This is a genomic window from Cellulomonas sp. NPDC089187 (assembly GCF_040685135.1).
In the GTDB taxonomy this organism is placed as follows: Bacteria; Actinomycetota; Actinomycetes; order Actinomycetales; family Cellulomonadaceae; genus Cellulomonas.
Window position 1 is genome coordinate 520,426 of sequence record NZ_JBFBHI010000003.1, and the last position, 24,397, is coordinate 544,822.

Annotated in this window: 16 protein-coding genes; 1 reads left to right on the forward strand and 15 read right to left on the reverse strand. The window is 70.6% G+C overall.

All coding sequences use genetic code 11. The features are described 5' to 3' along the window. Positions 1-242: 242 nt before the first annotated feature. The 11 genes from AB0N78_RS10710 to AB0N78_RS10760 all read right to left on the reverse strand — a co-directional run bounded on the left by AB0N78_RS10710 (position 243) and on the right by AB0N78_RS10760 (position 16,852). Complete coding sequence (locus AB0N78_RS10710; RefSeq protein ID WP_363389574.1) at positions 243-3,887, reverse strand: Ig-like domain-containing protein; 3,645 nt, start codon at positions 3,885-3,887, stop codon at positions 243-245. A gap of 358 nt (positions 3,888-4,245) precedes the next feature. Beyond that, a complete protein-coding gene (gene araA / locus AB0N78_RS10715) occupies positions 4,246-5,754 on the reverse strand; it encodes an L-arabinose isomerase (RefSeq protein ID WP_363389576.1) in 1,509 nt (502 codons plus the stop codon). 12 nt (positions 5,755-5,766) lie between these two features. Next, positions 5,767-6,471, reverse strand: a complete 705-nt coding sequence (locus tag AB0N78_RS10720) for an L-ribulose-5-phosphate 4-epimerase (RefSeq protein ID WP_363389579.1) — start codon at positions 6,469-6,471, stop codon at positions 5,767-5,769. 134 nt (positions 6,472-6,605) lie between these two features. Next, the gene (locus tag AB0N78_RS10725; RefSeq protein WP_363389581.1) at positions 6,606-8,144 is read right to left on the reverse strand and encodes an FGGY-family carbohydrate kinase; all 1,539 of its coding nucleotides are present in this window, start codon (positions 8,142-8,144) and stop codon (positions 6,606-6,608) included. Positions 8,145-8,451: 307 nt separating this feature from the next. Further along, entirely contained in the window at positions 8,452-9,447 is a 996-nt protein-coding gene (locus AB0N78_RS10730) for a LacI family DNA-binding transcriptional regulator (RefSeq protein WP_363389584.1), read from the reverse strand. Positions 9,448-9,479: 32 nt separating this feature from the next. Beyond that, positions 9,480-10,427 carry a pyrroline-5-carboxylate reductase gene (proC, locus tag AB0N78_RS10735; RefSeq protein WP_363389587.1) on the reverse strand — a complete coding sequence of 316 codons (948 nt, stop codon included), beginning with the start codon at positions 10,425-10,427 and terminating at the stop codon, positions 9,480-9,482. Between the two features lie 167 nt (positions 10,428-10,594). After that, a complete protein-coding gene (locus AB0N78_RS10740) occupies positions 10,595-12,838 on the reverse strand; it encodes an HlyD family efflux transporter periplasmic adaptor subunit (protein ID WP_363389590.1) in 2,244 nt (747 codons plus the stop codon). Then, entirely contained in the window at positions 12,831-13,667 is an 837-nt protein-coding gene (locus AB0N78_RS10745; RefSeq protein WP_363389593.1) for a hypothetical protein, read from the reverse strand. The genes AB0N78_RS10740 and AB0N78_RS10745 overlap by 8 nt, the downstream gene beginning before the upstream one ends. Positions 13,668-13,690: 23 nt before the next feature. Then, positions 13,691-14,923, reverse strand: coding sequence for an ABC transporter permease (locus AB0N78_RS10750; RefSeq protein ID WP_363389596.1), 1,233 nt, complete (start codon positions 14,921-14,923; stop codon positions 13,691-13,693). Beyond that, a complete protein-coding gene (locus AB0N78_RS10755; RefSeq protein ID WP_363389599.1) occupies positions 14,920-15,657 on the reverse strand; it encodes an ABC transporter ATP-binding protein in 738 nt (245 codons plus the stop codon). The genes AB0N78_RS10750 and AB0N78_RS10755 overlap by 4 nt, the downstream gene beginning before the upstream one ends. Further along, entirely contained in the window at positions 15,650-16,852 is a 1,203-nt protein-coding gene (locus AB0N78_RS10760; protein ID WP_363389602.1) for an HlyD family efflux transporter periplasmic adaptor subunit, read from the reverse strand. The genes AB0N78_RS10755 and AB0N78_RS10760 overlap by 8 nt, the downstream gene beginning before the upstream one ends. 385 nt (positions 16,853-17,237) lie before the next feature. On the opposite strand from AB0N78_RS10760, the gene AB0N78_RS10765 reads away from it, so the two are divergent. Then, positions 17,238-19,295 carry a zf-HC2 domain-containing protein gene (locus AB0N78_RS10765; RefSeq protein WP_363389605.1) on the forward strand — a complete coding sequence of 686 codons (2,058 nt, stop codon included), beginning with the start codon at positions 17,238-17,240 and terminating at the stop codon, positions 19,293-19,295. Positions 19,296-19,302: 7 nt separating this feature from the next. On the opposite strand, the gene AB0N78_RS10770 is transcribed toward AB0N78_RS10765, so the two are convergent. From AB0N78_RS10770 to AB0N78_RS10785, 4 genes are read right to left on the reverse strand one after another with little or no spacing between them, the layout of a single operon-like run. Next, positions 19,303-20,859, reverse strand: coding sequence for a methyltransferase (locus tag AB0N78_RS10770; protein WP_363389608.1), 1,557 nt, complete (start codon positions 20,857-20,859; stop codon positions 19,303-19,305). Positions 20,860-20,892: 33 nt separating this feature from the next. Next, positions 20,893-21,555 (reverse strand): histidine phosphatase family protein, encoded by a 663-nt coding sequence (locus AB0N78_RS10775; RefSeq protein ID WP_363389611.1) that lies wholly within the window; start codon positions 21,553-21,555, stop codon positions 20,893-20,895. A gap of 2 nt (positions 21,556-21,557) precedes the next feature. Further along, positions 21,558-21,965 carry a hypothetical protein gene (locus tag AB0N78_RS10780; protein ID WP_363389614.1) on the reverse strand — a complete coding sequence of 136 codons (408 nt, stop codon included), beginning with the start codon at positions 21,963-21,965 and terminating at the stop codon, positions 21,558-21,560. A gap of 35 nt (positions 21,966-22,000) precedes the next feature. Further along, entirely contained in the window at positions 22,001-24,307 is a 2,307-nt protein-coding gene (locus tag AB0N78_RS10785; RefSeq protein ID WP_363389617.1) for a sodium-translocating pyrophosphatase, read from the reverse strand. Positions 24,308-24,397: the final 90 nt, after the last annotated feature.

A 24,397-nucleotide genomic window follows, 5' to 3' on the forward strand; every position in this document is an offset into this window, starting at 1 on the left:
ACCCGTTGTCCCCTCCGTGGCTGACAAACACGGATGGAACCGACCCAGTGTTGGCCTAGTAACCAGAGGGCGAGGGCAGGCACCCACATGGTTGAGTGGAACTCAGAGGGGCTTGAGTGCAGTGGGGGTACACGGAGGGGTACGACACGGCTGGATATGTCGCGATCCTGTGGTTTGTCCCCTAGACGTGTGATGCCCGCCCCCCAACAGAGGGAGCGGGCATCACTACGTCACGCGGTGGATCAGCGCTGCATGGCTGCCCGGCGACGGCGGGTGATCATCGTGAGCACCCCACCCAGCGCGGCCGCACCAGCGGCGACCAGGGCCAGCAGCCCGGCGTCGGACCCGGTGGTGGCCAGGATCCCGGACTTGACCTCAGCACTGCCGGGTGCCGCGGCCGGGTCACCCACGGTCATCGTGATGGTCACGACCGTGCGGGTGCCATCGGCGTTGATCACCGTGACCGTGAAGGTGTCCGTCCCGGAGAAGCCCGGGTTCGGGGTGTAGACGACCTTGCCGTCCACAATGGTCACAGTCCCGTTCTGACCCTGCGTCACCGACGAGATCGACTCCGCACCGGTCTCACCGAGCACGTCGATGGTCTTGGCCGTCTCGAACGGGGTCTCGGTCGCCAGATCCGCGGTGGCCGGAGCGCCCACCGTGACGGTGACGATGACCTGCTGCTCGGTGCCGAACTCATCGACCACGGTCACCGTGAAGGAGTCCTCACCGGAGAAACCGGGGTTCGGGGTGTAGGTCACCGTGCCATCAGGGTTCAGCGTGACAGAACCGTTCTTCCCGTCAGTCACACCCGTGGCACCATCCGGCACCTCGATCACCTTCGGGGTCTCATACCCAGTGGAGTCGGCAACCTCAATCGCCGGCGGACCATCCACCGTCACGGTGACGGTGATCTCCTGGTCGTTGCCGTACTCATCGGTGACGATCACGGTGAACTCGTCCTCACCGACGAACCCGGGGTTCGGGGTGTAGGTGACGGTGCCGTCGGGGTTGATCGTGACGGTGCCGTTGTCACCATCGGTCGCCTCGGTGACACCGTCCGGGACGTCGACCACCTTCGGGGTGTTGTAGTCGGTGCGGTCCTCGACCTCGGCCGGGGCCGGCCCGGGCACCGTCACGGTGACGTCCACCGTGGTGGGGTTGCCCTCCTCATCGGTGACGATCACGGTGAAGTGGTCCTCGCCGACAAACCCGGGGTTCGGGGTGTAGACGACGTTCCCGTCCTCGTCGATGGTGACGGTGCCGTGCTCGCCGTCCGTGGTCTGGCCGACCTCGCCGGGGACATCCACAACCTTGGGAGTGTTGTACGGGGCCTCCTCCGACAGCTCCAGCAAGTCGCCCACGGTCACGGTCACGACGACCTCGACCGGGGTGCCGTACTCGTCAGTGACGGTGACGGTGAACTCGTCCTCGCCGGTGAAGCCCGGGTTCGGGGTGTAGGTGACGGTGCCGTCAGGGTTGATGACGACCGTGCCGTTCTCCCCCTGGCCCGCACCGGTGATCCCGGTGCCGCCGGACTCACCCAGCACATCCACGACCACCGGGGTCTCCCACGGGGTGACGGCGCTGGTCAGCACATCCTCCGGCTCACCCACCGTGACGGTCACGACCACGGCGGTGGAGTCACCGTTCTCATCGGTGACGATCACCGTGTACTGGTCCTCGCCGGTGAAACCCGGGTTCGGGGTGTAGGTGACGGTGCCGTCCTCGTTGACCGTGACGGTGCCGTTGTCGCCGTCCCGGGTGTCAGTGATGGTGCCACCGTCGGTCTCCGCGACCGGGTCGCTGGTCACCGGGGTGTTGTAGTCGGTCTCGGTCGCAGCCTCGACCACATTGCCCACCGTGACCTCAACAGTGACCTCAACCGGGTTGCCCCACTCGTCGGTCACCGTGACCACGAACTCGTCAATACCGATGAAGCCGGGGTTCGGGGTGTAGACGACCTGGCCGTCCACGATCTCCGCGGTGCCGTTCTCACCCTGACCAACCGAGGCGATGGTGTCCGCACCGGACTCACCCAGCACGTCCACGGTCTTCGGGGTCTCGAACGGGGTGGTCGTCGCGATCTCCACCGGGTCCGGACCCGCGACGGTCACGGTCACGATCACCGTGGCCGGCTCGCCGTCCTCACCGATCACGGTCACCGGGAAGGTGTCCTCACCGATGAATCCCGGGTTCGGGGTGTAGACAACCTCGCCGTCGACGATCTCCACCGTGCCGTTCGCGCCATCCTGCGCGCCGGTCACCGACTCCGCACCGGTCTGACCCAGCACGTCGACGGTCTGCGGGGTGTTGTACGCCACCTCGTCCGACGCGGCCAGGGGGTCGCCCACGGTCACGTCCACGGTCACGGTGATCGGGGTGCCGTACTCGTCCACCACGGTGACAGTGAAGGAGTCATCACCGGAGAAGCCCGGATTCGGGGTGTAGACGACCTGGCCGTCCACGATCTCCACGGTGCCGTTGCTGCCCTGGCCCACCGAGGTCACCGACGACGCGCCGGTCTCGGCGACGACGTCGATGGTCTTCGGGGTCTCGTAGGGGGTAGAAGCGTCGAGCTGCTGGTCGGCCGGGGGCGCGACGGTGATCTCGACGGTGACCGAGGTGAGCTGGCCGTTCTCGTCCAACCCGGCGACGACGAAGGAGTCCTCACCGACGTAGCCCGGGGTCGGGGTGTAGATGACCTGGCCGTCGACAATCTCGACGGTGCCGTGCTCCGGCTGGTCGACCGAGGTCGTCTCGATCGTGCCGGTCTCACTCAGGTCGACGGTCTTGGGGGTGTTGTACGGGGTCTGGTCGTTGATGACCTGCGGCTCGAGCACCGTCACGCTCACCACGATGTCCAGCGGCTGGTTAGGCCAACCCGGGTTGTCACCGAAGGTGCGGACGGTGAAGGTGTCGACGCCGTAGAAGCCGGGGTTCGGGGTGTAGACCGGCACACCGTCGACGATCTGGACTGTGCCGTTGGCGGCTTCGATCACCAGAGTGTCGTCGACGCGGACGTTCTCACCCTCGGTGAACTGGAGAACCGGGACCTCGACCGGCGCGTTGAAGGTGGTCACGGCGGTGGTGGCCATCTGTGGCGGGACCACCTCGACCGTGACCGTGCCGACCTGGGACGACTGGAGGACGTAATCGCGGACGTAGTACTCGAGCACCGCCGTTCCGTAGAACCCCGGAGCCGGGATGAACGTGAACTTGCTGAGGTTGTTGAAGTTGAGCGCCCCCACGTCGGAGGAGAGGTTAGACGTCTCCCCGTAGGGCAGAATCGAGAACATCCAGTCGTCGTCCTCGAGGAGGATGCCCTGGTCCTTCAACGCCTGGAACTCCGGGGAGCCCCAGAGATCGAACGTCGCTCGGTTCCTGCTCGACTGGTCCCACGGAGTCATCGGGATAGTCGCCTCGAAGTCGGGGGCGACCATCGGGCCCCAGAGCCGGAAGTCGACGGAGGCTGTCGCAGTATCACCGTGCGAGTCCTGCACCGTGTAGATGAACGTCTCGACACCCTGCGGCTGGGTCGTCGGGTCCCAGCTGTAGCCGATGTTGCTCGCGGAGAAGCTGACTGTTCCAGTCTCGTTCCCGGTCGCACCGACAACGCTGACGATCTTCAGACCGTCACCGGTGTCGTTGCCCAACACGGACGCGGAGATCTGGGACATCACAAGTCCCTCGCCGTAACTGTCGTCCACCGTGGTGATCCCCCCCACGGTCTGACCTGCGGCGACCATGGGCGGGGTGGACTCGGCCTGCTGGGAGAGCGCCAATGCGGACGCCGACCCACCCCCCAGCACGGCCAGGGTCAGCGCTGCGGTGGTGGCTGTGATCCGCCCCGCGAGCTGACCGGCTCGACGATTCCTGAACGACATGGCTACTCCTCGATTCGCCACCCCAGGAGTCGACGGCGCGGATGCCCGAACGACAGCACGACCGTCGCAGCCCTTGTGGGGAGGCGGTCGTCCGGGGGTGATCTGCACTAGACGCGTCGTGCGTCACCCAACGCCCCTCCGTGGCTGACAGGTCGCGGAGAGGACCAATCCAGCGTCGGGTCACGGCACCGGTCAGAGTGGTAAAAACCTGACCTCTTGAGCGTTCTTTGAGGGGTGTTGAGTGCAGATGCCACGTCACTCGTGCAGCGATCGCATGCCGAAATGTCGCAATAACGCGGTCTGACAGCACACGACGCCCGCCCCTCACCGCGGAGGGACGGGCGTCGTGGATCGGGTGTCAGAGGCCCTGGGCCATCCGGTAGTAGACCTGGTTCCAGCGCACCTGGTCACGGAATCCACGCCGGGTGGTGTGCTCGTCGATCACCAACAACTCGGTGCCGGCGATGTCGGCGAAGATCTCGAAGGCCTCGATCCCGGCGGCGGTGGACATCACGGTGTGGTGGGCGCCGCCCGCGGTCAGCCAGGCCTCGGCGGAGGTGGCGAAGTCCGGGCGGGGCTCCCACACCGCGCGGGCGACCGGGAGATTCGGCAGCGGCTGCGACGGCGGCACGATGTCCACGACATTCGCGGTCAGACGGAACCGGTCGCGCATGTCGGCCATCGAGACGACGACGCCCTCACCCGGGTCGGCGTCGAAGACCATCCGCACCGGGTCCTCCTTGCCGCCGATGCCGAGCGGGTGGATCTCGACCTTGGGGGTGCTGGTGGTCAGGGACGGGCAGACCTCGAGCATGTGCGCGCCGAGGATCTTCTCCTGCCCCGGGGTCAGGTCGTAGGTGTAGTCCTCCATCAGCGAGGCACCACCGGGCAGGCCTTCACCCATCACCTTGGCGGCGCGGACCAGGACGGCGGTCTTCCAGTCACCCTCGGCACCGAAGCCGTAGCCCTTGGACATCAGGCGCTGCACCGCGATGCCGGGCAGCTGACGCAGCCCGCCCAGATCCTCGAAGTTGGTGGTGAAGGCCTTGGCACCCAGTGAGGTCAGCAGGGTCTCCAGTGCGACCTCCTGGCGGGCGGCATAGCGCAGGGAGTCGTGCCGGTCACCACCGCGGCTCAGCTCGGGCACCACGTCATAGAGGTCCTCGTACTCGGCGACGGTGCGGTCCACATCCGCGTCGGCGACGGCGTCCACCGCAGCGACCAGGTCGTTGACGCCCCAGGTGTTGACCGAGACACCGAATCGCAGCTCGGCCTCGGTCTTGTCGCCCTCGGTGACGGCGACATTGCGCATGTTGTCCCCGAACCGGGCCAGCTTCAGCTCGTGGGTGGCGGCCCAGCCCGCGGCCGCACGCGCCCAGGTGCCGACCCGCTGCGCGACGGCGGGGTTGCTGGCGTGGCCGACGACGGTGGTGCGCGGGGTGCCGAGCCGAGTGGCGATGTACGCGTACTCACGGTCACCGTGCGCGGCCTGGTTCAGGTTCATGAAGTCCATGTCGATGCTGTCCCAGGGCAGCTCGACACCGGCCTGGGTGTGCAGGTGCAGCAGCGGCTTGCGCAGCGCATCCAGACCGGCGATCCACATCTTGGCCGGGCTGAAGGTGTGCATCCAGGTGATGACGCCCAGCACCCGGTCGTCAGAGTTCGCGTCCAACATCGCGCGGCGGATGCTGGCGGAGTCCTTGAGCACCGGCTTCCAGACAATGCGCGCGGGGACGGCATCGGAGTCGTCGAGGGTGCGGGCGACGGTCTGGGACTGCTCGGCGACCTGGCGCAGAGTGTCCTCACCGTAGAGGTCCTGCGAGCCGGTGAAGAACCAGATCTCGCGCTCGGAGTAGGGCTTGCTCATGGGTGTCGCTCCTTAGCGGCCGTAGACGTTCTGGTAGCGGTCGAACAGCGAGTCGACCTTGTCCTGGGGAATGGGCAGCGGGTTGCCGAGCTGGCGGGAGATGTGCACGGTGCGGGCGACCTCCTCGACCATGACGGCGGCCTTCACCGCGGCCTTGGCGTCCTTGCCGATGGTGAACGGGCCGTGGTTCTGCATCAGCACCGCCGGGCTGCGGGACTCGCGCAGGGTGTCGACGATGCCCCGGCCGATGGAGTCGTCGCCGATCAGCGCGAAGGGGCCGATGGGGATGGGGCCACCGAACTCGTCGGCCATCATCGTCAGCACGCAGGGCACTGGCTCGGCGCGGGCGGCCCAGGCGGTGGCGTAGGTGGAGTGGGTGTGCACGACGCCGCCGACCTCGGGCATGTGCCGGTAGACGTAGGCGTGCGCGGCGGTGTCGCTGGACGGGCTGCGGTCACCGTCGATCAGGGTGCCGTCCAGGTCGCAGACCACCATCGACTCGGGGGTCAGCTCGTCGTAGGTGACGCCGGAGGGCTTGATCACCAGCAGGTCGCCCTCAGACGGGCCGGACGGGTCGACCTGCACCCGCTGGGAGACGTTGCCCGCGGTCCAGACGATCAGACCCCAGCGGGGCAGCTCGGCGTGCAGGCGGGCGACGACCTCACGGGTGGCGGCGACGGCCTCGCGGACGTGCTCGGGATAGTCGGTCAGCGGCATGGGTCCTCCGGTGGTGGGGCTTTGGGGTGTCGAATTCGGGGGTTCGGCCCTGAGGTCGGGAGCGCGGCTGCCGGCTTCGGGGCGGAGCGTCCGAAGTCGGGCGGGGGGTCAGAGCGCGTCGGGGCGGGCGCTGGTCAGAGTGCGTCGACGGCGGCGCGTTCGGCGGCGAGCCCCGCGCGGTAGCGGTCGAGGTAGGTGGCGTAGCCCGCGACATCGGCGGGATCGGGGTCGGCGATGTCGAGTCGCGCGTCGCCGAACACCTGGTGGGTGAGGTAGTCGTCGAGGGAGGTGCCCCGACCCTGGCCCTGGTAGGCGGCCAGGACGGCGATCCCCCAGGCACCGCCCTCTCCAGCGGTCTCCCCGACGGCGACCGGGGCGTCGATGGCGGCGGCGAGCAACCGTTGCGCCACCCCGGCGGTGCGGAACAGGCCACCGTGGGCGAACATCGTGTCGATGGCGACGCCCTCCCCGGCGAGCACCTGCATGCCGAGGCTGAGCGTGCCGAAGACCCCGGCGATCTGGGTCCGGGCGAAGTTCGCCAGGTTCAGGGTGCTGTCCGGGGTGCGGACGATCATCGGTCGACCCTCGGACAGGTCGGCGATCGGCTCCCCGGACAGGTGGTTGTAGGCGATCAGGCCACCGCCGTCCGGCTCACCGTCAAGGGCGGCGCGGAACAGCGCGGCGTAGACCTCATCCGGTTCCAACCGGTGACCGGTGGCGGCGGCGAACTGCCCGAAGACCTGCGCCCAGGCACCGAGCTCGGAGGCACCGTTGTTGCAGTGCACCATCGCCACCAGGTCACCGGCGGGCGTCGTCACCAGGTCCAGCTCGTGATGCACCTCGGTCAACGGCTGCTCCAGCACGACCATGGCGAAGATGCTGGTCCCGGCACTGACATTGCCGGTGCGCGGGGCGACGGAGTTGGTCGCGACCATGCCGGTTCCCGCGTCACCCTCCGGCGGGGCCAGCGGGGTGCCGGGGGTCAGCGTGCCGGTGGGGTCGAGCAGCGCCGCTCCCTCGGCGGTGAGGGTGCCGGCGTCCTGTCCGGCGACCAGCACCTGCGGGAACAGGGCGGTGACATCCGCGCCGGGGTAAGCCGCGACCATGCGGGCGTCGTAGTCATGGGTCGACGGGTCGATGGGGAACATCCCGGAGGCGTCGCCGACCCCGAGCACCTTGCGACCGGTGAGCTGCCAGTGCACGTAGCCCGCGAGGGTGGTGACGAAGTCGATCTGCGGAACATGCGGTTCGTCGTCCAGAACAGCCTGATGCAGGTGGGCGATGGACCAGCGCAGCGGGATGTTGGTGCCGAAGAGCCCGGTCAGCTCCGTGGCCGCGCGGCCAGTGTTGGTGTTGCGCCAGGTGCGGAAGGGCACGAGCAGCTGACCTTCGGCGTCGAAGGCAAGGTAGCCGTGCATCATCGCGGAGACTCCGAGGCCGGAGATGCCGGTGACCGGCACGTTCTTGTCCGCGGCGTCGGAGAGCAGGTCGGCGACGGCGGCGCGCAGTCCGGTCCAGACATCGTCGAGGGAGTAGGTCCACAGCCGGTCGACGAACTGGTTCTCCCACGCGTGCGACCCCGTGGCCAGCGGGGTGTGATCGGCACCGATCAGGCAGGCCTTGATCCGGGTGGAGCCGAGCTCGATGCCCAGCCAAGTGGTGTCCTGCGCCATCGCCGATCCCTCCGTGCAGTCGATCCCCGCGCCGGATGCGACGACGGGCAGCGGCCGCTGACGGACATCGGCGGCCACAGGTGATGTTAACGCTCACATCCTGCTGCGTCGAGGGCTCGGGGTGACCTGCTGCCGAACCACGCGCAGAGTTGAGCACGGACCCTCGGAGGGGGCCACCGAGACTACGGAAATCGACGCTGGGAGGGGGCGCGAAGGTCGATTTCCGTAGTCTCGATGCGGCAGGCGTGCGCGGGGCAGGTCGGACGCGGGGGGCGTGCCCGGCACGGGGCGGGGCATGCCGGGCAGGTCAGGCGCGGGGCGGGGCGGTGCTGGCGCGGAGGACGACGGTGGCCGGGAGCGCGAGGTCGGGCGTCGGGTTGCCCGCGAGCGCGTCGACCAGGGCGGCGACGGCGGCGCGGCCGAGGGCGGCGAAGTCCTGGCGGACGGTGGTCAACGGCGGGGTGTAGAACCCCGCGCCGACCTCGTCGTCGAATCCGGTGACCGACAGGCGACCGGGCACGTCAATCCCGTGCTCCCAGCAGGCGCGCAGCACACCGAGGGCCAGTTGGTCGTTGGCGGCAAGGATCGCGGTGGGCAACCCGTCGGCGATCAGGCGCTGGGCTGCGCGGTAACCGGACTCGGCGGACCAGTCGCACCGGATCGGGTCCGGCGGGGTGAGACCGGCGGCGCGGCACTCGTCCTGCCAACCGGTCAGGCGGTCGCGGGCGTCGAACCAGTCCTGCGGACCGGCCAGGTGCACGATCTCCCGGTGCCCGAGGTCGATCAGGTGGCGGGCCAGATCGCGGGCACCCGCACGTTGGTCGACGCCGACACTGACCAGGCGCGAAGTCGCGGGGCTCAGGCTGCCACCGGAGGTCACCATCACCGTCGGCACCGGGGCGGCGAAGGCAGTGACCGCCTCGGCCACGTCGACCTGCGGCGCGATGATCACCACGCCTTCTACGCCCTGATCCATGAAGTGGTCGAGTGCGGCGTGCAGGGTGTCGGGCTCGAACCGGTCGACGGCCGCGACGCTCACGTAGTAGCCGACCTCACGGGCGGCGCGCTCGACACCGAGCAGGGTGCTGGCCGGGCCGTGATGACCGGTGGCGGAGGTGAGCACCCCGAACGCGCCGGAGCGCCGGGTGACCAGCGCTCGGGCGGCACTGTTGCGGCGGTATCCCAGCTCGGCGATAGCCGCCAGCACGCGGTCGCGGGTCTCGGGCCGGACGCTCGGGTGGTCGTTGAGCACCCGGGAGACGGTCTGGTGCGACACCCCGGCGCGGGCGGCGACGTCGCTCATCGCCGGGGGGCGCGGGTGATCGGTCATCGTGGTCAGTGGTCGGCCTGGCGGGCGGGGTCAGCGCTGAGGTCCGCGGGGTCGGGGGTCGACTGGGCGGGGTCGGCGCTGGCGTCCACAGGCTCGGGGGTCGGCTGGGCGGGGGGTGTCGCCGGTCGGGTGGCCTCACCCAGCTCACGGGAGCGATCATGGGCGGCGCGGGCGGCAGCCACGATCCCGGCGCGGACGCCGTGCGCGTCGAGCTGCGCGACACCGGCGACCGTCGTCCCACCCGGCGAGGACACCCGCTCCCGGAGCACGACCGGATGGTCACCGGTCTGGGCGGCCAGGGCCGCGGAGCCCTCAACGGTGGCGACCGCGAGCTGGGTGGCCAGGTCGCGAGTGAGTCCGAGCAGCACACCCGCCTCGGCCATCGCATCGATCAGATAGAAGGCGTACGCCGGTCCAGAACCGGAGATCGCGGTCACCGCATCCAGGTCCTTCTCCTGCACACGGACGATCAGACCGGTGGCGGCCAAAGCGCGCTCAACCAGGGCCAGGTGGTCATCGGTGGCGTGCTGTCCGGGGGCGATGGCCGAGGCACCCTTGCCGACCAGCGCGGGGGTGTTCGGCATGACGCGGACCACCGGGGTGCCCTCGGGCAACGCCTGCTCGTAGACGGCCAGCGGCACACCGGCTGCGACCGACACCACCAGGGTGCCAGGGGCGAGCGCATCGGCGATCTCGGCCAGCACGTCGGGCACTACCTGCGGCTTGACCGAGATCAGCACCAGACCGGCAGAGCGGACCGCCTTGGGGTTCGGGTCGGCGGAGCGCACGCCGTAGCGGCTGGACAGCTCATTGGCCCGAAGGGCACTGCGCTCGGTGACCGCCACATCGTCCATATCCCAGCCCGCCGTGAGCAGGGCCGAGACCAGGGCCTCCCCCATCACACCCCCGCCGAGCACGGCGACGCGGGGCTGTCCGGTGGTGGTCTGGGTCATGGTGAGGGCCTTCCGGTGGCTGCGGTCCGACCTGGCGGAGCCTAGTCCGCTGCGCGACGGCCCGGCGCGCGACGATGCCATGCCCGGTGCGTGGGGACGGCGCACCGGGCACGGCAGCTCGTGCGGAACGACGGGCCGATGGCCGCCCGTTCCGGGACCGGCGGTCGCTACCCCCCGAAGCCCTCGGGCAGCTGCCCACCGGGGAACGCTCCCCCGTCCGGCGGGGTAAATCCGCCGGAGCCGAAGTCGGAGTCGGAGGAGCTGCCGCCCAGACCGGTCAGCCCGGTCGATTCCTCGTCGCTGCCGGTGGACAGGGTCTGGCTGAGGTCCGCCAGCACCACCTCCTCACCCTCAGACAGCCCCTCGGTGATCTCGGTCAGTTCGGAGCCGACCGCACCGCGTTCGACCTCAACGTCCTGCACCGCACCGTCGCGCAGCACCTGGACCGTGGCCGTGCTCCCGTCCAGATGCACGGCGGAGGACGGCACCGTCAGAGTGTCCTGCGAGGCGGCGACCGCAATGGACACCTGCGCGGAGGACCCGTTGAACAGGGTCAGGTCTGGGTCGTCGACGGCGATGTCCACCGTGTAGGCGGGCTCGGAGGTGGTCGAGGAGTTCAGCAGACCGATGGAGCTGACCGTGCCGGTGAAGTCCCCGTCGACCGCGGTCACGGAGAGGGTGGCGGACTGGCCCACCTCCACCAGATCCACCTGACTGAGCGAGACAGTGGTGGAGACCGTGTAGCCGTCGTCGCCGATGATCGTGATCACCGCGGTGGCCGAGGAGGCGGTCACCTCATCCCCGGCGGCGAGGGAGACCGCCGCGACGGTGCCATTCACCGGGCTGGTCAGGTCGACCAGGGCGAGTTTGCTCTGCGCCAGGGCCAGCTCTGCTTCCGCCTGGTCGATGGCGGCCTGGTCGGCGAGCAGGTCCGCTGCGGTGGCGGTGGTGGAACCCCCGGCGGCACCGGTGTCGGTGCCGCTGCCGGAGCTGCCCGAGGGGGACGCCCCCGAGGCACCCGTGGAGCCGGTCGGGCCAGAACCAGACACGGCGGAACCGGTCGAGCTGGACCCGGACGCACCGGAATCCGTCGTGCCGGAGTCGGAGGCACCAGAGCCGGATGCGCCGGAGCCGGTCCCGCTGGAGCCAGTCGACCCGGAGCCCGTCGAACTGGAGCCCGTCGACCCCGCGTCAGAGCCGCTTGAGGCGGTCGCGGCGGCGGCGGTGAACGCCTCCTGCGCGGCCGAGACCGCCGAGTTCAGCGCATCCGCCGCGGCGGTCAACGCCTGCTGCGCCTCGTCCGCGGTGGTCTGCGCGGTCAGGACGGTGGTGATCGCCTCCTGGCATGCCGCCAGGCTATCCGCGGTGCTGGTCGTGGACGCCGCGGTCGAGGTGCTGAGGTACGCACTCGGGACGACCACTGCCTCGGTGGCGGCGGTGCTCTGGGCGTCGTCCTCGGTGGCACCGGCACCGCTCGTGTCGGTGCCCCCGGTGCCCGAGCCAGTACCCGTGCCAGGGCCGGAGCCGGTACCCGTACCCGCGCCGGTGTCCCCGGTGTCCGGGTCAGTGCCCGTGCCCAAGCCGGTGGACGAGCCCGCATCAGTCCCGGTGTCAGCGGTGGCGCTGAGGAACGGCTCGCAGATGGTCGCCGATTCACTCACCGCCGTGCTCGATGCCGCGAGCGCCGCCTGCGCGTTCTGGTACTGGTCGAGCAGGGTCTGCTGCGCGGCGGTGACCGCAGCGACGGCCTCGGTGAGCGCGGGGTCGACCTGCCCCGTGCCGGACCCGCCGGAGGAGCCGACCCCCGCGCCGGTGCCGCCCTGGCCAGTCGACGGGCTCTGGTCGGTCGACGGGCCCTGGTCGGTGGGGGTGGACGCATCGGTTGGCGCGGACTCGGTCGGCACCCCGCCGGAGCCACCGTCTCCTGCCGTGCTCGACCCGCCCGTCCCGCCGGTGCTCGTCGTGGTGGAACCCGTCGACGACCCGAAGGTCTGCGAGTCCTTGTCGTCCTGCAACCGCTGCTCCGCGTCGACCACTGCCTGCTCGGCGTCGTCCACGGCCTCCTGCAATGAGGTCGCGTCCAAGGAGGCGAGCACCTGCCCGGCGGTCACCGTGTCCCCGACCGCGACGTTCACGCTGCCGACCGTCCCGGCGACGGAGAATGCCCGGTCCAGGCGGGTGCTGGATGCGACGGTGCCGGTGGTGTCGATGGTCTGGTCCACGCCGTCGACGGTGGCGACCGCGGTGCGGTAGCCGGTGCTGCCCGAGCGGGTGGCGAGGGCGACTCCGCCGCCGAGCAGGCAGAGCACCAGCGCACCGGCCACCCCGCCGGTGATCAGGCGTCGACGGCGTGACACCCGACGGCGGGATGCGGAACGGCCCGGGCGGTGTCGGCGCAGCAGGTCACGCATCGGAGCCACCACCCTGCGGGCGTCCGCCGCCGAATCCGGTGGTGCAGCTGCCGTCGGTGGCGTCGGAGAGCATGAGGGTGCTGGCGGACATCTGTCCGGAGTCGTCCTGCTCGCCCTGGGCCTGCACACAGCGGCCGACGGTGATCGCGGTGGCATCGGCGTCGACGCTGGTGGTGTACGTGGTGGCGTCACCGACGGTGAGCGCGGTGGACTCGGTGGTCGGCTCGGTCGCCTCGTCGCCGGGCTCGCCCATCGACACCGCGTCCACGGTGATCGTGCTGCCGTCGACGGCGGTGACCAGTCCGGTGGTGAACTGGCCGAAGCCGCCGCCCGCCGCGCCGTCGGGCCGGTCGGTGGGCATGCCCTCTGGGGCCTCACCCTCGGGCAGGTCGGTGGGCATCCCACTCGGCACCTCCCCCTGCCGGAGTCCGCCCCCGCCGCCACCGAATCCGCCGACACAGGATCCGTCCACGGGCTGGCTGATCACGATGCTGGTGGCGATGTCGTCGTCGCCGACCGTCGCGGAGACGCACACGCCCACGGTGACATCTGTGAGCGCGGCGGAGACGGTCTGGGTGATGGTGGTGCTGTCGTCCCAGGTGACGGCGGTCTGCCCGTCGTCGCCCTGCACCTGCATCAGCGCGTCCGAGACCGCGGCGATCTCACCGGAGACACCCCCGCCGCCCTGGGGCAGCTGACCGTCCTGGGCCGGCGGGGCGCTGGCGGTGTCATCGGAGCTGGTCGTGGTGTCGGAGCCCGAGGAGCACGCGGCCAACAGGACCAAAACGGCGGGCAGTGCGAGCAGGGCGCGGGTACGGGGGATGGACATGGTTCTCCTCACAGATGGCGCGGTCACTGCGACCGCAGGGCGTCGATGGGCGCGAGCTTGGCCGCGCGGGTGGCGGGGTAGACCCCGAAGACGATCCCGATGGCGATGGCCACGGCGACCGAGCCGCCGACCGCCGCACCGGAGACGACGATGGAGGTGCCCAGCACCGAGGGGAGGGCGTAGGCACCGACGATCCCGAGCACCGCGCCGAGCAGACCACCGGCGAGGCCGAGCACGGCGGCCTCGACCAGGAACTGCCGCCGGATCGCCCAGGGCGGGGCCCCGAGAGCCTTGCGCAGGCCGATCTCCCGGGTCCGCTCGGTGACCGACACCAGCATGATGTTCATGACCCCGATCCCGCCGACCAGCAAGGACAGCGCTGCGATGCCGGTGAGCAGGACGGTCAGGGTCTGGTAGACCGAGGTGGCGGTGCTGACCAGCGAGTCCTGGGAGTCGATGGTGAAGTCCGCGGAGTCGGCGTCGGTGATGCCGTGCAGATTGAGCAGCAGAGTCTGCGACTCCTGGTATGCGGCGGAGAGCTGATCGGCGGAGGCCGCCTGCACGTAGATGGTGCTCAGCGCGTTGCGGTCCAGCCCACCGGAGACGGTGTTGGCGGCGGTAGTGAGCGGCACCACCACGATGTCGTCCAGGTCGGAGTCGGTGCTGGACCCGGCGGCGTCGAGCACCCCGATGATCTGGAAGTCGATGTCGGCGATGGTCAGGCTCTGGCCGACCACATTCGTGGTGCCGAAGAGCTCGGTGGCGGTGGTCTGGCCGATCACGGCGACCAGCGCGCCGGAGTCGTCGTCCTCGGTGGTGAAGAACTCCCCGGAGGTCATCGACCGCGAGCGCACCTCCAGCCAGTCGACGGTGCTGCCGACCACGGTGGTGGTCCAGTTGGTGTCATTGGCCTCGACGGAGGTCGATGTCTCCTTCTCCGGGGCGACCGCGCCGACATCGGGGGCGTTCACCGAGGAGGCCAACGCCTGCGCATCTGAGCGGGTGAGGGTGGACGCGGTGCCGAAGCCGCCGCGCATGCCGTCGGCGTCGGTGCTCGACCCGGGAGTGACGATCAGCAGATTGGAGCCCAGGGAGCTGATCTGCTCACTGACGTCCTTCTGGGTGCCCAGCCCCAGTCCGACGGTGAGGATCACTGCGGCGATCCCGATCAGGATGCCCAGCACGGTGAGCAGCGAGCGCAGCGTGTGCCCGCGCACCGCGGACCAGCTGGTGCGGAGGGTCTCGGACCAGCTCATCGCGGATTCACCTCATCGGACTGGACCAGGCCGTCCCTGACGAACACGATCCGTCGGGCCCGCTGGGCGACCTCCAGCTCATGGGTGATCAAAACGATGGTGCGGCCGTGCGCGTGCAGCTCGTCGAACAGCGCCAGCACGTCCTCGGTGGAGACCGAGTCCAGGTTGCCGGTGGGCTCGTCGGCCAGGATCAGCGCGGGCTCACCGACCAACGCCCGGGCCACTGCCACCCGCTGCTGCTGACCGCCGGAGAGTTCACCGGGGCGGTTGTCCAAGCGGTCGCCCAGCCCGACCCGTTCCAGCGCGGAGACGGCCCGCTCCCGACGCTCCGGGGCCGGGAGGTTCCGGTAGATCAGCGGGAGTTCCACATTGCGCCAGGCGGACAGCGCCGGCAGCAAATGGAACTGCTGGAAGACGAAGCCCAGTCGACGATTACGGACCTCGGCCAGGTCAACCTCGTCCAGGTCACCGACGTCCTCACCCGCCAGCTGATAGGTGCCCGCGGTGAGCACGTCCAGGCAGCCGATGATGTTCATCAGGGTGGATTTGCCGGAGCCGGAGGGCCCCATGATCGCCACGTACTCCCCGGTGCCGATCCTCAGGTCGATCCCGCGCAGCGCCTCGAACTCGATCGCGCCGGAACGGTAGGTCTTGCGGGCACCCGCCAGATCGATGACCGGACCGTCGGGGGTGCCACGTTCGGCGGTGTCGGCGTCCAGCAGCAGCTCAGCCATTGACGCCACCCATCGGACCGCCGCCGGGCATGCCGCCGGAGAAGTCGGGCATCTCACCGGAGCCGAAGTCCGGCAGCTCGCCGCCGCCGGGCACCTGGCCCTGCTGGCTGTCGGAGTCGTCGCCCGACCCAGCCCCGGGGGTGAAGGTGGTGACCAGCACCGTGTCGCCCTCGGTCAGACCCTCGGTGATCTCGACCATCGTGCCGGAGGTCTCCCCGACGGTGACGACGGTGGTGGTCTGCTCGCCGCCCGCGCCCTCCTGGGTGACGACGGACTCACCGTCGACCGTGGTCACCGCCGCGCTGGGCACGGCCAGGACGCCGGTCCGCCGCTGGTAGATGATCTCCGCGGTGACCGAGGTGCCGTCGCGTAGTCCCTCCGGGGAGCCGGTGACCGAGATCGACACCGGGTACGCGGCCACACCGGTGGTGCTGGTGGAGACCAGGCCGATCTCCGCGACAGTGCCGTAGAGGGTGTCGTCCAGCGAGTCGCCGGTCATCTCCACCTGGTCGTCGACGCTGATCGACGCGACATCCGTCTCATCAACACTGACGTCGACGGTCCAGGCGTCGGTGCCGATGATGACGAACTGCGCGGTGCTGGTGGTGGTCGTCCCGGTAACACCGGTGCCCATCGCACCCTCCGCGCCGCCGGTCGAGGTGGACCCCGATCCGGTCACGGCGTCACCCACCGCCACGTCAACCGTCGTCACCAGTCCGGCCACCGGCGCGGTTAGGGTGGCCGCTGCCATGTCGGATTCGGCATCGTCGTAGGCGGACTGGGCCACCTCCACCTGCGCGGCCGCCGCGGCGATCTGCGCATCCGAGCTGTCCGTGCCGTCCGCCTCCGCCTGGGCGTTGCTCAGACTCGCCTGGGCGCTGACCAGATCAGCCTTGGCGGCGAGCAGGTCAGCGTTGAGTTGCAGGGTGTCGACAGTGGCCAGCTGCTGCCCGGCAGTGACGGTGTCCCCCACCGCGACATCCACCGAGGTGACCGTGCCGGAGACCGCGAAGGACACCTCCTCCTGCACCGCGGGGGTCACCGTGCCGGTGGCGGACACCGACTGCTCGAAGGTGGTGGTGCTCGCGGTGACCGCGGTGGTGGTCGAGGTGTCAGCGGCGGATGCGGTGTCCTCACGCAGGCCGAACCAGTACACCCCCGTCCCGGCCACACCGACCAGCACCACCAGACTCACGACCCGCACCCAGGGGCGGGTCCGCCTCCACAGCGACAGCATGTTCTCCCTCACGACGATCCGGCGAGCACCGCGAGGACGATCCGGCGAGCTCGATGACCGGCACGCTAGGAACCGCCGCTGGGTCCGCCGTAGCACGACGCTGTGCCCGACCTGTGGGAGCGACCGAGCTGGTCGCGGCACCGTCCGGGCCGACGGCAACGCTGCTCAGACAGGTCGGAAGTGACCCCCGGTCGCGGCCCTTGATCACTCAGATGTCGTCGAATGGGCACTGCATCCTGCCCTGGGGGGTGAACATCGCAGCAGTCGACGCGTACGGTCACGGCAGCCCTCCCCCGGCTGTCAGCCCGGTGGAATCTCCTCCGTCAGCGTCCCGAGGTACCGCATGTCTGCCCCCGGTGGAATCGATCGCGATCCCCTGCGCCATCTCGGCCAGGACGACGCGACCCTCGCCGACCTGTGGCACCGGCACCACGACGCGATGCTGGCCACTGCGCGCGCGATCACCGGCGACCAGGACGCGGAAGACCTGCTGCAGGAGGCATTCGCCGACCTGACCGCGATGGTGCAGGCGGGGAGCGCACTCCCGGTGTCGGTGGAGCTGTTCCTGGTCGACCAGATGACCGCGGCTCACGCGCACCGTCACCTGCCCGAGCCGCCCGAACTGGACCCGGTGGCCCCCGCCGCGGACCAGGTCGTCGCCGCCCAGGCCGACCGCCACCACCTACTCACCGCGTTCCGCGCACTGCCGGAGAACTGGCGCACGGTGCTGTGGGCGGTGGAGGTGGAGGGCCGCACCGCCTCCGATCTGGGCACCGAGCTGGGGCTGTCGCCAAATGCCACCGCCGCCCTGACCTATCGGGCCCGCGAGGGTCTGCGTCACCGGTGGCTCCAGACGATGGCCGACGCCGATCAGCTGCCCGAAGAGTGCCGGGCCGCCGCCGAGCTGATGCCCGCGCTGATCCGCGGTCGGCTGTCCCGCTCCGTGCACTCCCGGCTGGAACGCCACCTGGACGGCTGTGTCAGTTGCACCCTGCTGCTGGAGTCGATGCGGGAGGAGAACTCCCGCCTCCCGGTGCTGCTGCTGCCGCTGCTAGTCGGGATGACCGTGCTGCCGGTGACCGACATCTCCGAGCCGCGGGCGACGGCCTCCGCCCGCCGACGTGGCACCACCCGACGCCGGACACCGTTCTGGACGTCCATGGGGGCGCGGTGGGCCGCCCGCGCTCTGCCCTGCGGCGCGCTGCTCGTCGGCCTGCTGGTGCTCGGCGCGCTCCTGCTCGCCCCCTCCGACCAGGGAACCGGCCCGACCACTGCCGCCACCCGCCAGGCCACGACTGTCGACCGCACCACCCCCGACACCCCCGGGTCCACCACCCCGGACAACCCGGTGCCGCCCGCCTTCACCCAGGTCGCAGCGGCCTGGGCCGAGGCCATCGCCGGGGTGGAGCTGGACACCGCCCCGGCGACGACCGGCCCGACGACGACCACCCCGGTCGCACCCGGCGACCCCGCTGTGCCGGCGGTGCCGGGGGTGCCGATCGAGACCCGGTACCTGACCCCGGCGGTCACCTGGAGCCTGCTCGATCCGACCGCGGATGTGGTGCTGGATGCCGAGCGACGGCGGGTCTACTCCACCCGCCCGGAGAGTGACACCGTGGTTGCCGTCGACGTGGACACATGGCGGAGTCCGCCTCGGCTGCACTTCTACGGCCCTGCTGCCTCGACGCCCGGGGCGTTGGCCGTCGACCCGGCCACTGGACGACTCCTGGTCGGTCTCACCGGTGGCGGCGCATCCGCGGTGGCGATCGTCGACCCGGACACCTTCACGGTGACGTCGACCGTACCGATGTCGACGGTCCCCGACACCCTCACGGTCAGCGCAGACGGCCGCACCGCCTGGGCCACCGAGGTCGGGAGCAGCACACTGACCGTGCTCGACCTGACCGGTAACCCGACCGTCAGCGGCACCCGGTCCCTGCCCGGCGCAGTCGGCACCCTGACCGAGGACGGCAGTGTCCTGCACGCCACCGCCGCGGACGGCACCGCCGTCTGGGTGCTGGACCCGGCCACCGGCGCGGTGCTGCACACCTGGACGGGCACCGGCATCCGCCAGGTGCTGACCCTGGACGACGGCACCGCCCTGATCGTGACCGCCACCAGCCTCGACCGGGTGCAGGCCGACACCGGAGCAGCCCTGGCATCCTGGCCGGTCACGGGGGCGTCGGCCGTCGATGTCGATCCGGTCACCGGCAGCATCCTGATCGCGGTGCCCGGACTCGACGGCGGATCAGTGCAGGTGCTCGACCGCGACACCTGGGAGTGGAAGCAGACGGTCGCCGTGCCAGGCGCGCAGGGCATCCTGGTCGACCCAGATGGCACCCACGTGTGGCTGGTCACCGCCGGTGCGCGTCCCTCCCTGCTGCTGATGAGCCGCGCCTGACCGGGGCTCAGCCCAGCAGCAGCCCATCGGCGAGCAACCCTCGCACCTCGGGCAGCACCTGCGCCGCCACCGCATCGGCCCCCACGCCGAGCAGCGCACCCAGCGCCCCCACGATCTGCCCGACCGACAGTTCCCCGTCGCAGGCACCCACGAACCCGGCCAGCGCCGTGCCGACCTGCACCGTCCGCCCGAAGCCGCCGCCTTGGCGCAGCAACACGATCTGCGGGTCGACCGCGCCCGGCCGCAGGTAGCGCTCCTCGGTGACATCCGGTGCCACCCGCAGGTGCAGGTCGGCCAACGCCGCGTCATCGAGGGCCAGTTGCCGGTCCTGAGCACCCAGCGCATCGGCGATCACCGGACCGAGCGGCTGCCGCACCGTGCCGGTGATCTCCTCCAGTCGGTGCCACTGCGGGCGGTCGCCGGTTGGCCGGTGCAGGACGACGATGCCAAAGCCGATCCCCTCGACATCCCGCCCCGCGAAGTCGTCCAACCAGGCGCCGTACCGTTCCCGCCAGCCAACCGGATCACGATCCGGAGAGGTGCCGCCGTCCCGGATCCAGGTCTCCGCGTACTGCGCCGGGTCCTGCACCTCGCGCTGGATCACCCAGCCGTCCAGTCCAGACTCGACCAACCACTCGCCCACCCGCTCGCGCCAGTCCTCACCGCGACGGATCTCCCAGTTGCCGAGCAGCTGCGCCACCCCGCCGGGTGCGAGCACGTCGCCCACCCCGGTGATCAGCTCCCGCACGATGGCGTCGCCGGCGCGACCGCCGTCCCGGTACTCGTACTGCGGCACATCGTCCCGGCCGCGCGGGGTGATCACGAACGGCGGGTTGGAGACCACCAGGTCGAATCGCTCCCCCGCCGCCGGTTCCAGCATCGACCCCAGCCGTAGATCCAGCTGTGTCCCGGCGAGCGCGGCGTTGAACCGCGCGAAGTCCAGCGCCCGGGCTGAGATGTCTGTCGCCACCACCTGGCCGCTGTGCCGGGTGGCGTGCAAGGCCTGAATGCCGCAGCCGGTGCCCAGGTCGAGGGTGCGCGCCCGGTGATCGCGGACAGTGACCTGCGCCAGGGTGGTCGACGCGCCGCCGACGCCCAGCACGTGATCGGTGCGCAGCGCACCACCGGTGGCCAGTTCGCCCAGGTCGGAGGCGATCCACCAGTCCACCCGGCCCGCACCGTCCGCCGCCTGGTACGGGCGCAGATCGACCCGGGCGCGCACCGCATCCTCCGGTCCGGCCCCGGCGGCAGCGACCAACCTGAGCCGGTCCGCCCCGTCGACGCCAAGGGTGGGCAGCGCAGCGGCCAACCGGTTACGGGGCACGTCGACGCCGAGCACGAAGGCGCGGACCAGGGCAGCACGGGGGTCGGCTACCTCGGTTTGCCCGTCGCTCACAGTGGCGCGCAGCGCAGGCAGCGGCTCCTCACGGTGCAGGGCGGCGGCGGCCATCGGGCCGAGCAGGTCCTCCACCCCGTCGACGGTGAACCCCGCCACCGTGAGGTCGGCGCGCAGGGCGTCGATCAGGGCGGGGTCGGCTGCGAAGGGAGCATCGTCGGGGCGCACAGGGACATCCTCCCGGATGCGAGGCCCGGACGGTCAGCGCACCGGCTGCGGCGCGGGTTGTCCCCCCGGACCGTCGCCCGGTGTCGCGGAGGTGTGCGCCACCAACTCGTCCTGCCACTGGGTGACCTGCCACCCGCCGGGTGCGCCGATCAGGCTGACCACGCCGGTGTTGTCCAACCAGCGGTCGGCGGCGGTGCTCGCGTCCAGGTTGTCAGCCCGCACCATCGCCCAGAACCGGATCATCGCGCCGTGGCTGACCAACGCCACCTCCTGCGCGCCGGTCGCGGCGACCTCGGACACCACCTGATCGAAGCGGTCCAAGGTGGCCTGACCCGATTCACCGCCGGGCAGCACCAGGTCCAGGTCACCGGCCGCCCACCGGACCATCGTGCCCAGGTACCGGGTCACGGACTCGTCATCGGTGCGCATCTCCAGCTCACCGGCCAGGATCTCCCGGAGGCCCGCCCGGATGTGCACCTCCAGACCGTGCGGCTCCGCGATGGCTGCGGCGGTCTGCCGGGTCCGGGTGAGCGGGGAGGCGTAGACCAGATCGAGTGGTCGACCGGCGAACGCCGCCCCCACCGCAGCCGCCTGACGCTCGCCCTCGGCGGTGAGCGCCGGACCGGGCTCGTCGGTGTCCAGGGCGTGGATGAGGTTGGACGGGGTCTGGCCGTGCCGGATCAGGTGCAGACGCATGGTCACTCGGTGCAGTTCTCGGCGATGTAGCGGGACACCCGGTCCGAGGCGTCGGCCAGCGAGGTGGAGTTGGCCTGCTCGGAGAAGCCGGTCAGCGCCGCCGCGACCGCGTCCTGGTCCTCGGGATCGACGGCCTGCAACTGCTCGTCCAGATCCGCGAACACCCCGCCCAACGTCCGCCAATCGTCGGCGATCTCGGACGGCGGGTCCGCCTGGGTGAAGCCATCGCTGATCTCCGACACCGCGTCGACGAACCCCGCGGTGTCGTCACCGAGCGTCCCCGCAGCGTCGACCTCGGCCAGCGTCGACTCGCTCTGCTCGCAGAAGGTGGTGGCATCGTCGCCTCCGCCGGTGCAGGCGGCGAGCGGCAGAAGCAGGGCGAGGCAGGCGGTGGCGGAAGCGAGGCGCATAGGGCCAGCCTGCCTCATGCGGTGAGCACTGTCGCTCAGGCCCGCGAGTCGACCGGGGGCAACGGATCGGCGGTGACCTCCGCGGCGGTGTCGACCCGGGCCGCACGCAGGCGGGACAGGATCACCGCCCCGAAGGCCACCGCGGCGGCCACCAGTGCGATGCCCAGCCGCAGCGCCTGATTCGCGTCGTCGCCGATGCTCACCGTGACCACCGCCGGGGCGATCAGCAGCGCCACCAGGTTCATCACCTTGATCAGCGGGTTGATCGCCGGTCCGGCAGTGTCCTTGAACGGGTCTCCGACGGTGTCCCCGATCACGGCCGCTTCATGCTCCGGCGACCCCTTCCCGCCGAACTGCCCGTCCTCAACCAGCTTCTTCGCGTTGTCCCACGCGCCACCGGCATTCGCCAGGAACACCGCCATCAGCACCCCCGCACCGATGGCCCCGGCCAGGAACCCGGCCAACGGACCGACACCCAGCCCGAATCCGACCGCGATGGGTGCGGAGGCCGCCAACAGTCCAGGGGTGGCCAGCTCACGCAACGAGTCGCGGGTGCAGATGTCGACCACCCGGCCGTACTCCGGACGCTGCTCTCCGGTCATGATCCCCGGCAGCTCACGGAACTGGCGCCGCACCTCCAGCACGATGGCCCCCGCGGCCCGGGTCACCGCGTCGATGGCCAGACCACTGAATAGGAACACGGTGGCCGCGCCGAGGATCACCCCCACCAGAGTGATCGGGCTGATGATCTGGTAGTCGGTCATCGCCAGCACGATGTCGCCGGGGATCTCGGACAAGCTCAGCCCGGCGACAGCGGTGCTCACCGCATCCGCGTAGGAGCCGAAGAGCGCGGTCGCCGCCAACACCGCAGTGGCGATCGCGATGCCCTTGGTGACCGCCTTGGTGGTGTTGCCCACCGCATCCAGGTCGGTGAGGATCTGCGCGCCCTCCTCAGTGACATCACCGGACATCTCCGCAATGCCCTGCGCGTTGTCACTGACCGGCCCGAAGGTGTCCATCGCGACGATCACCCCCACCGTGGTCAGCAGCCCGCATCCGGCGAGTGCGACCAGGAACAGCGACAGGGCGATCGACCCACCCGCCAGCAGGAACACGCCACAGATCGCCGCGGCGATGATCCCCGCGGTGTAGACCGCGGACTCGAACCCGACCCCGATCCCGGACAGCACCACGGTGGCCGCACCGGTGCGGGTGGTCCGGGCGACATGGATGGTCGGCTTGGAGGTGGTGCCGGTGAAGTACCCGGTCACCCACAGGATCAGCCCGGCGAGCAGCACCCCGATCAGCACCGCACCGGCCGCGATCCACCGCGGGTCACCCGGGTGGTCCTGCAACCCCGCCGTCCCGGCGAACTCCGCGAAGCTGGACGGCAGGTAGAGCAACGCCGCGACCCCGGCCAGCACCGCACCGGCCACCGCCGCGATGCCGAAGCCCCGGTTGATCGCGGTCAGTCCGCTCTCGCCACCGCGGACCCGGGTCACGGCCACCCCCAAGGCCGCGACCACCGCGCCGATGGCGGTCACCACCAGCGGGAACACCAGGCCGTACTCCCCGAAGGCCGCCCGCCCGAGAATCAGCGCCGCCACCAGTGTCACCGCGTAGGACTCGAAGAGGTCCGCCGCCATTCCCGCGCAGTCGCCAACGTTGTCCCCCACGTTGTCCGCGATGGTCGCAGCATTACGCGGGTCGTCCTCCGGGATGTGCTGCTCCACCTTGCCCACCAGGTCAGCGCCGACATCCGCGGCCTTGGTGAAGATGCCGCCGCCGACCCGCATGAACATCGCGAGCAGCGCCGCCCCGAATCCGAAGCCCTCCAGCACCGCCGGGGCCTCACCCCGGTAGAGCAGCACCACCGCCGCGGCACCCAACAGTCCGAGCCCGACCACGCTCATCCCGACCACACCGCCGGTGCGCAGCGCGATCCGTGCCCCCTCTGCACGACCGCCTGGACGGGACGCGGCGGCTGCCACCCGGACATTCGCCCGCGTGGCCAGCCACATCCCGAGGTAGCCGATGGAGGCCGAGAACGCCGCACCGAGCAGGAAGAACACGCACCGCCCGATCCGGACACCCGCATCCCCCGGCAGGATCGCCAGCAGCACCAGCACCACCACCGCAAAGACACTCAGGGTGCGCAGCTGCCGGGACAGGTAGGCCTGCGCGCCCTCCTGCACCGCGGTGGCGATCTCCCGCATCGAGGGGGTGCCCTCATCCGCCGCCAGCACCTGACGTCGCAGCACCACGGCCACCACCAGCGCCGCAATCGCGACGGCGGCGACCACCGACACGATGACCAGACTGCCCGGACCGAGATCGACCATCGTTCCCCCTCGCGCCGCGGCGACGGGCTGCTGCCGCTGTCGCGGATCGAGCTCGGCCCCGTTGCCGAGCAGATCAGCACTGTAGGACGA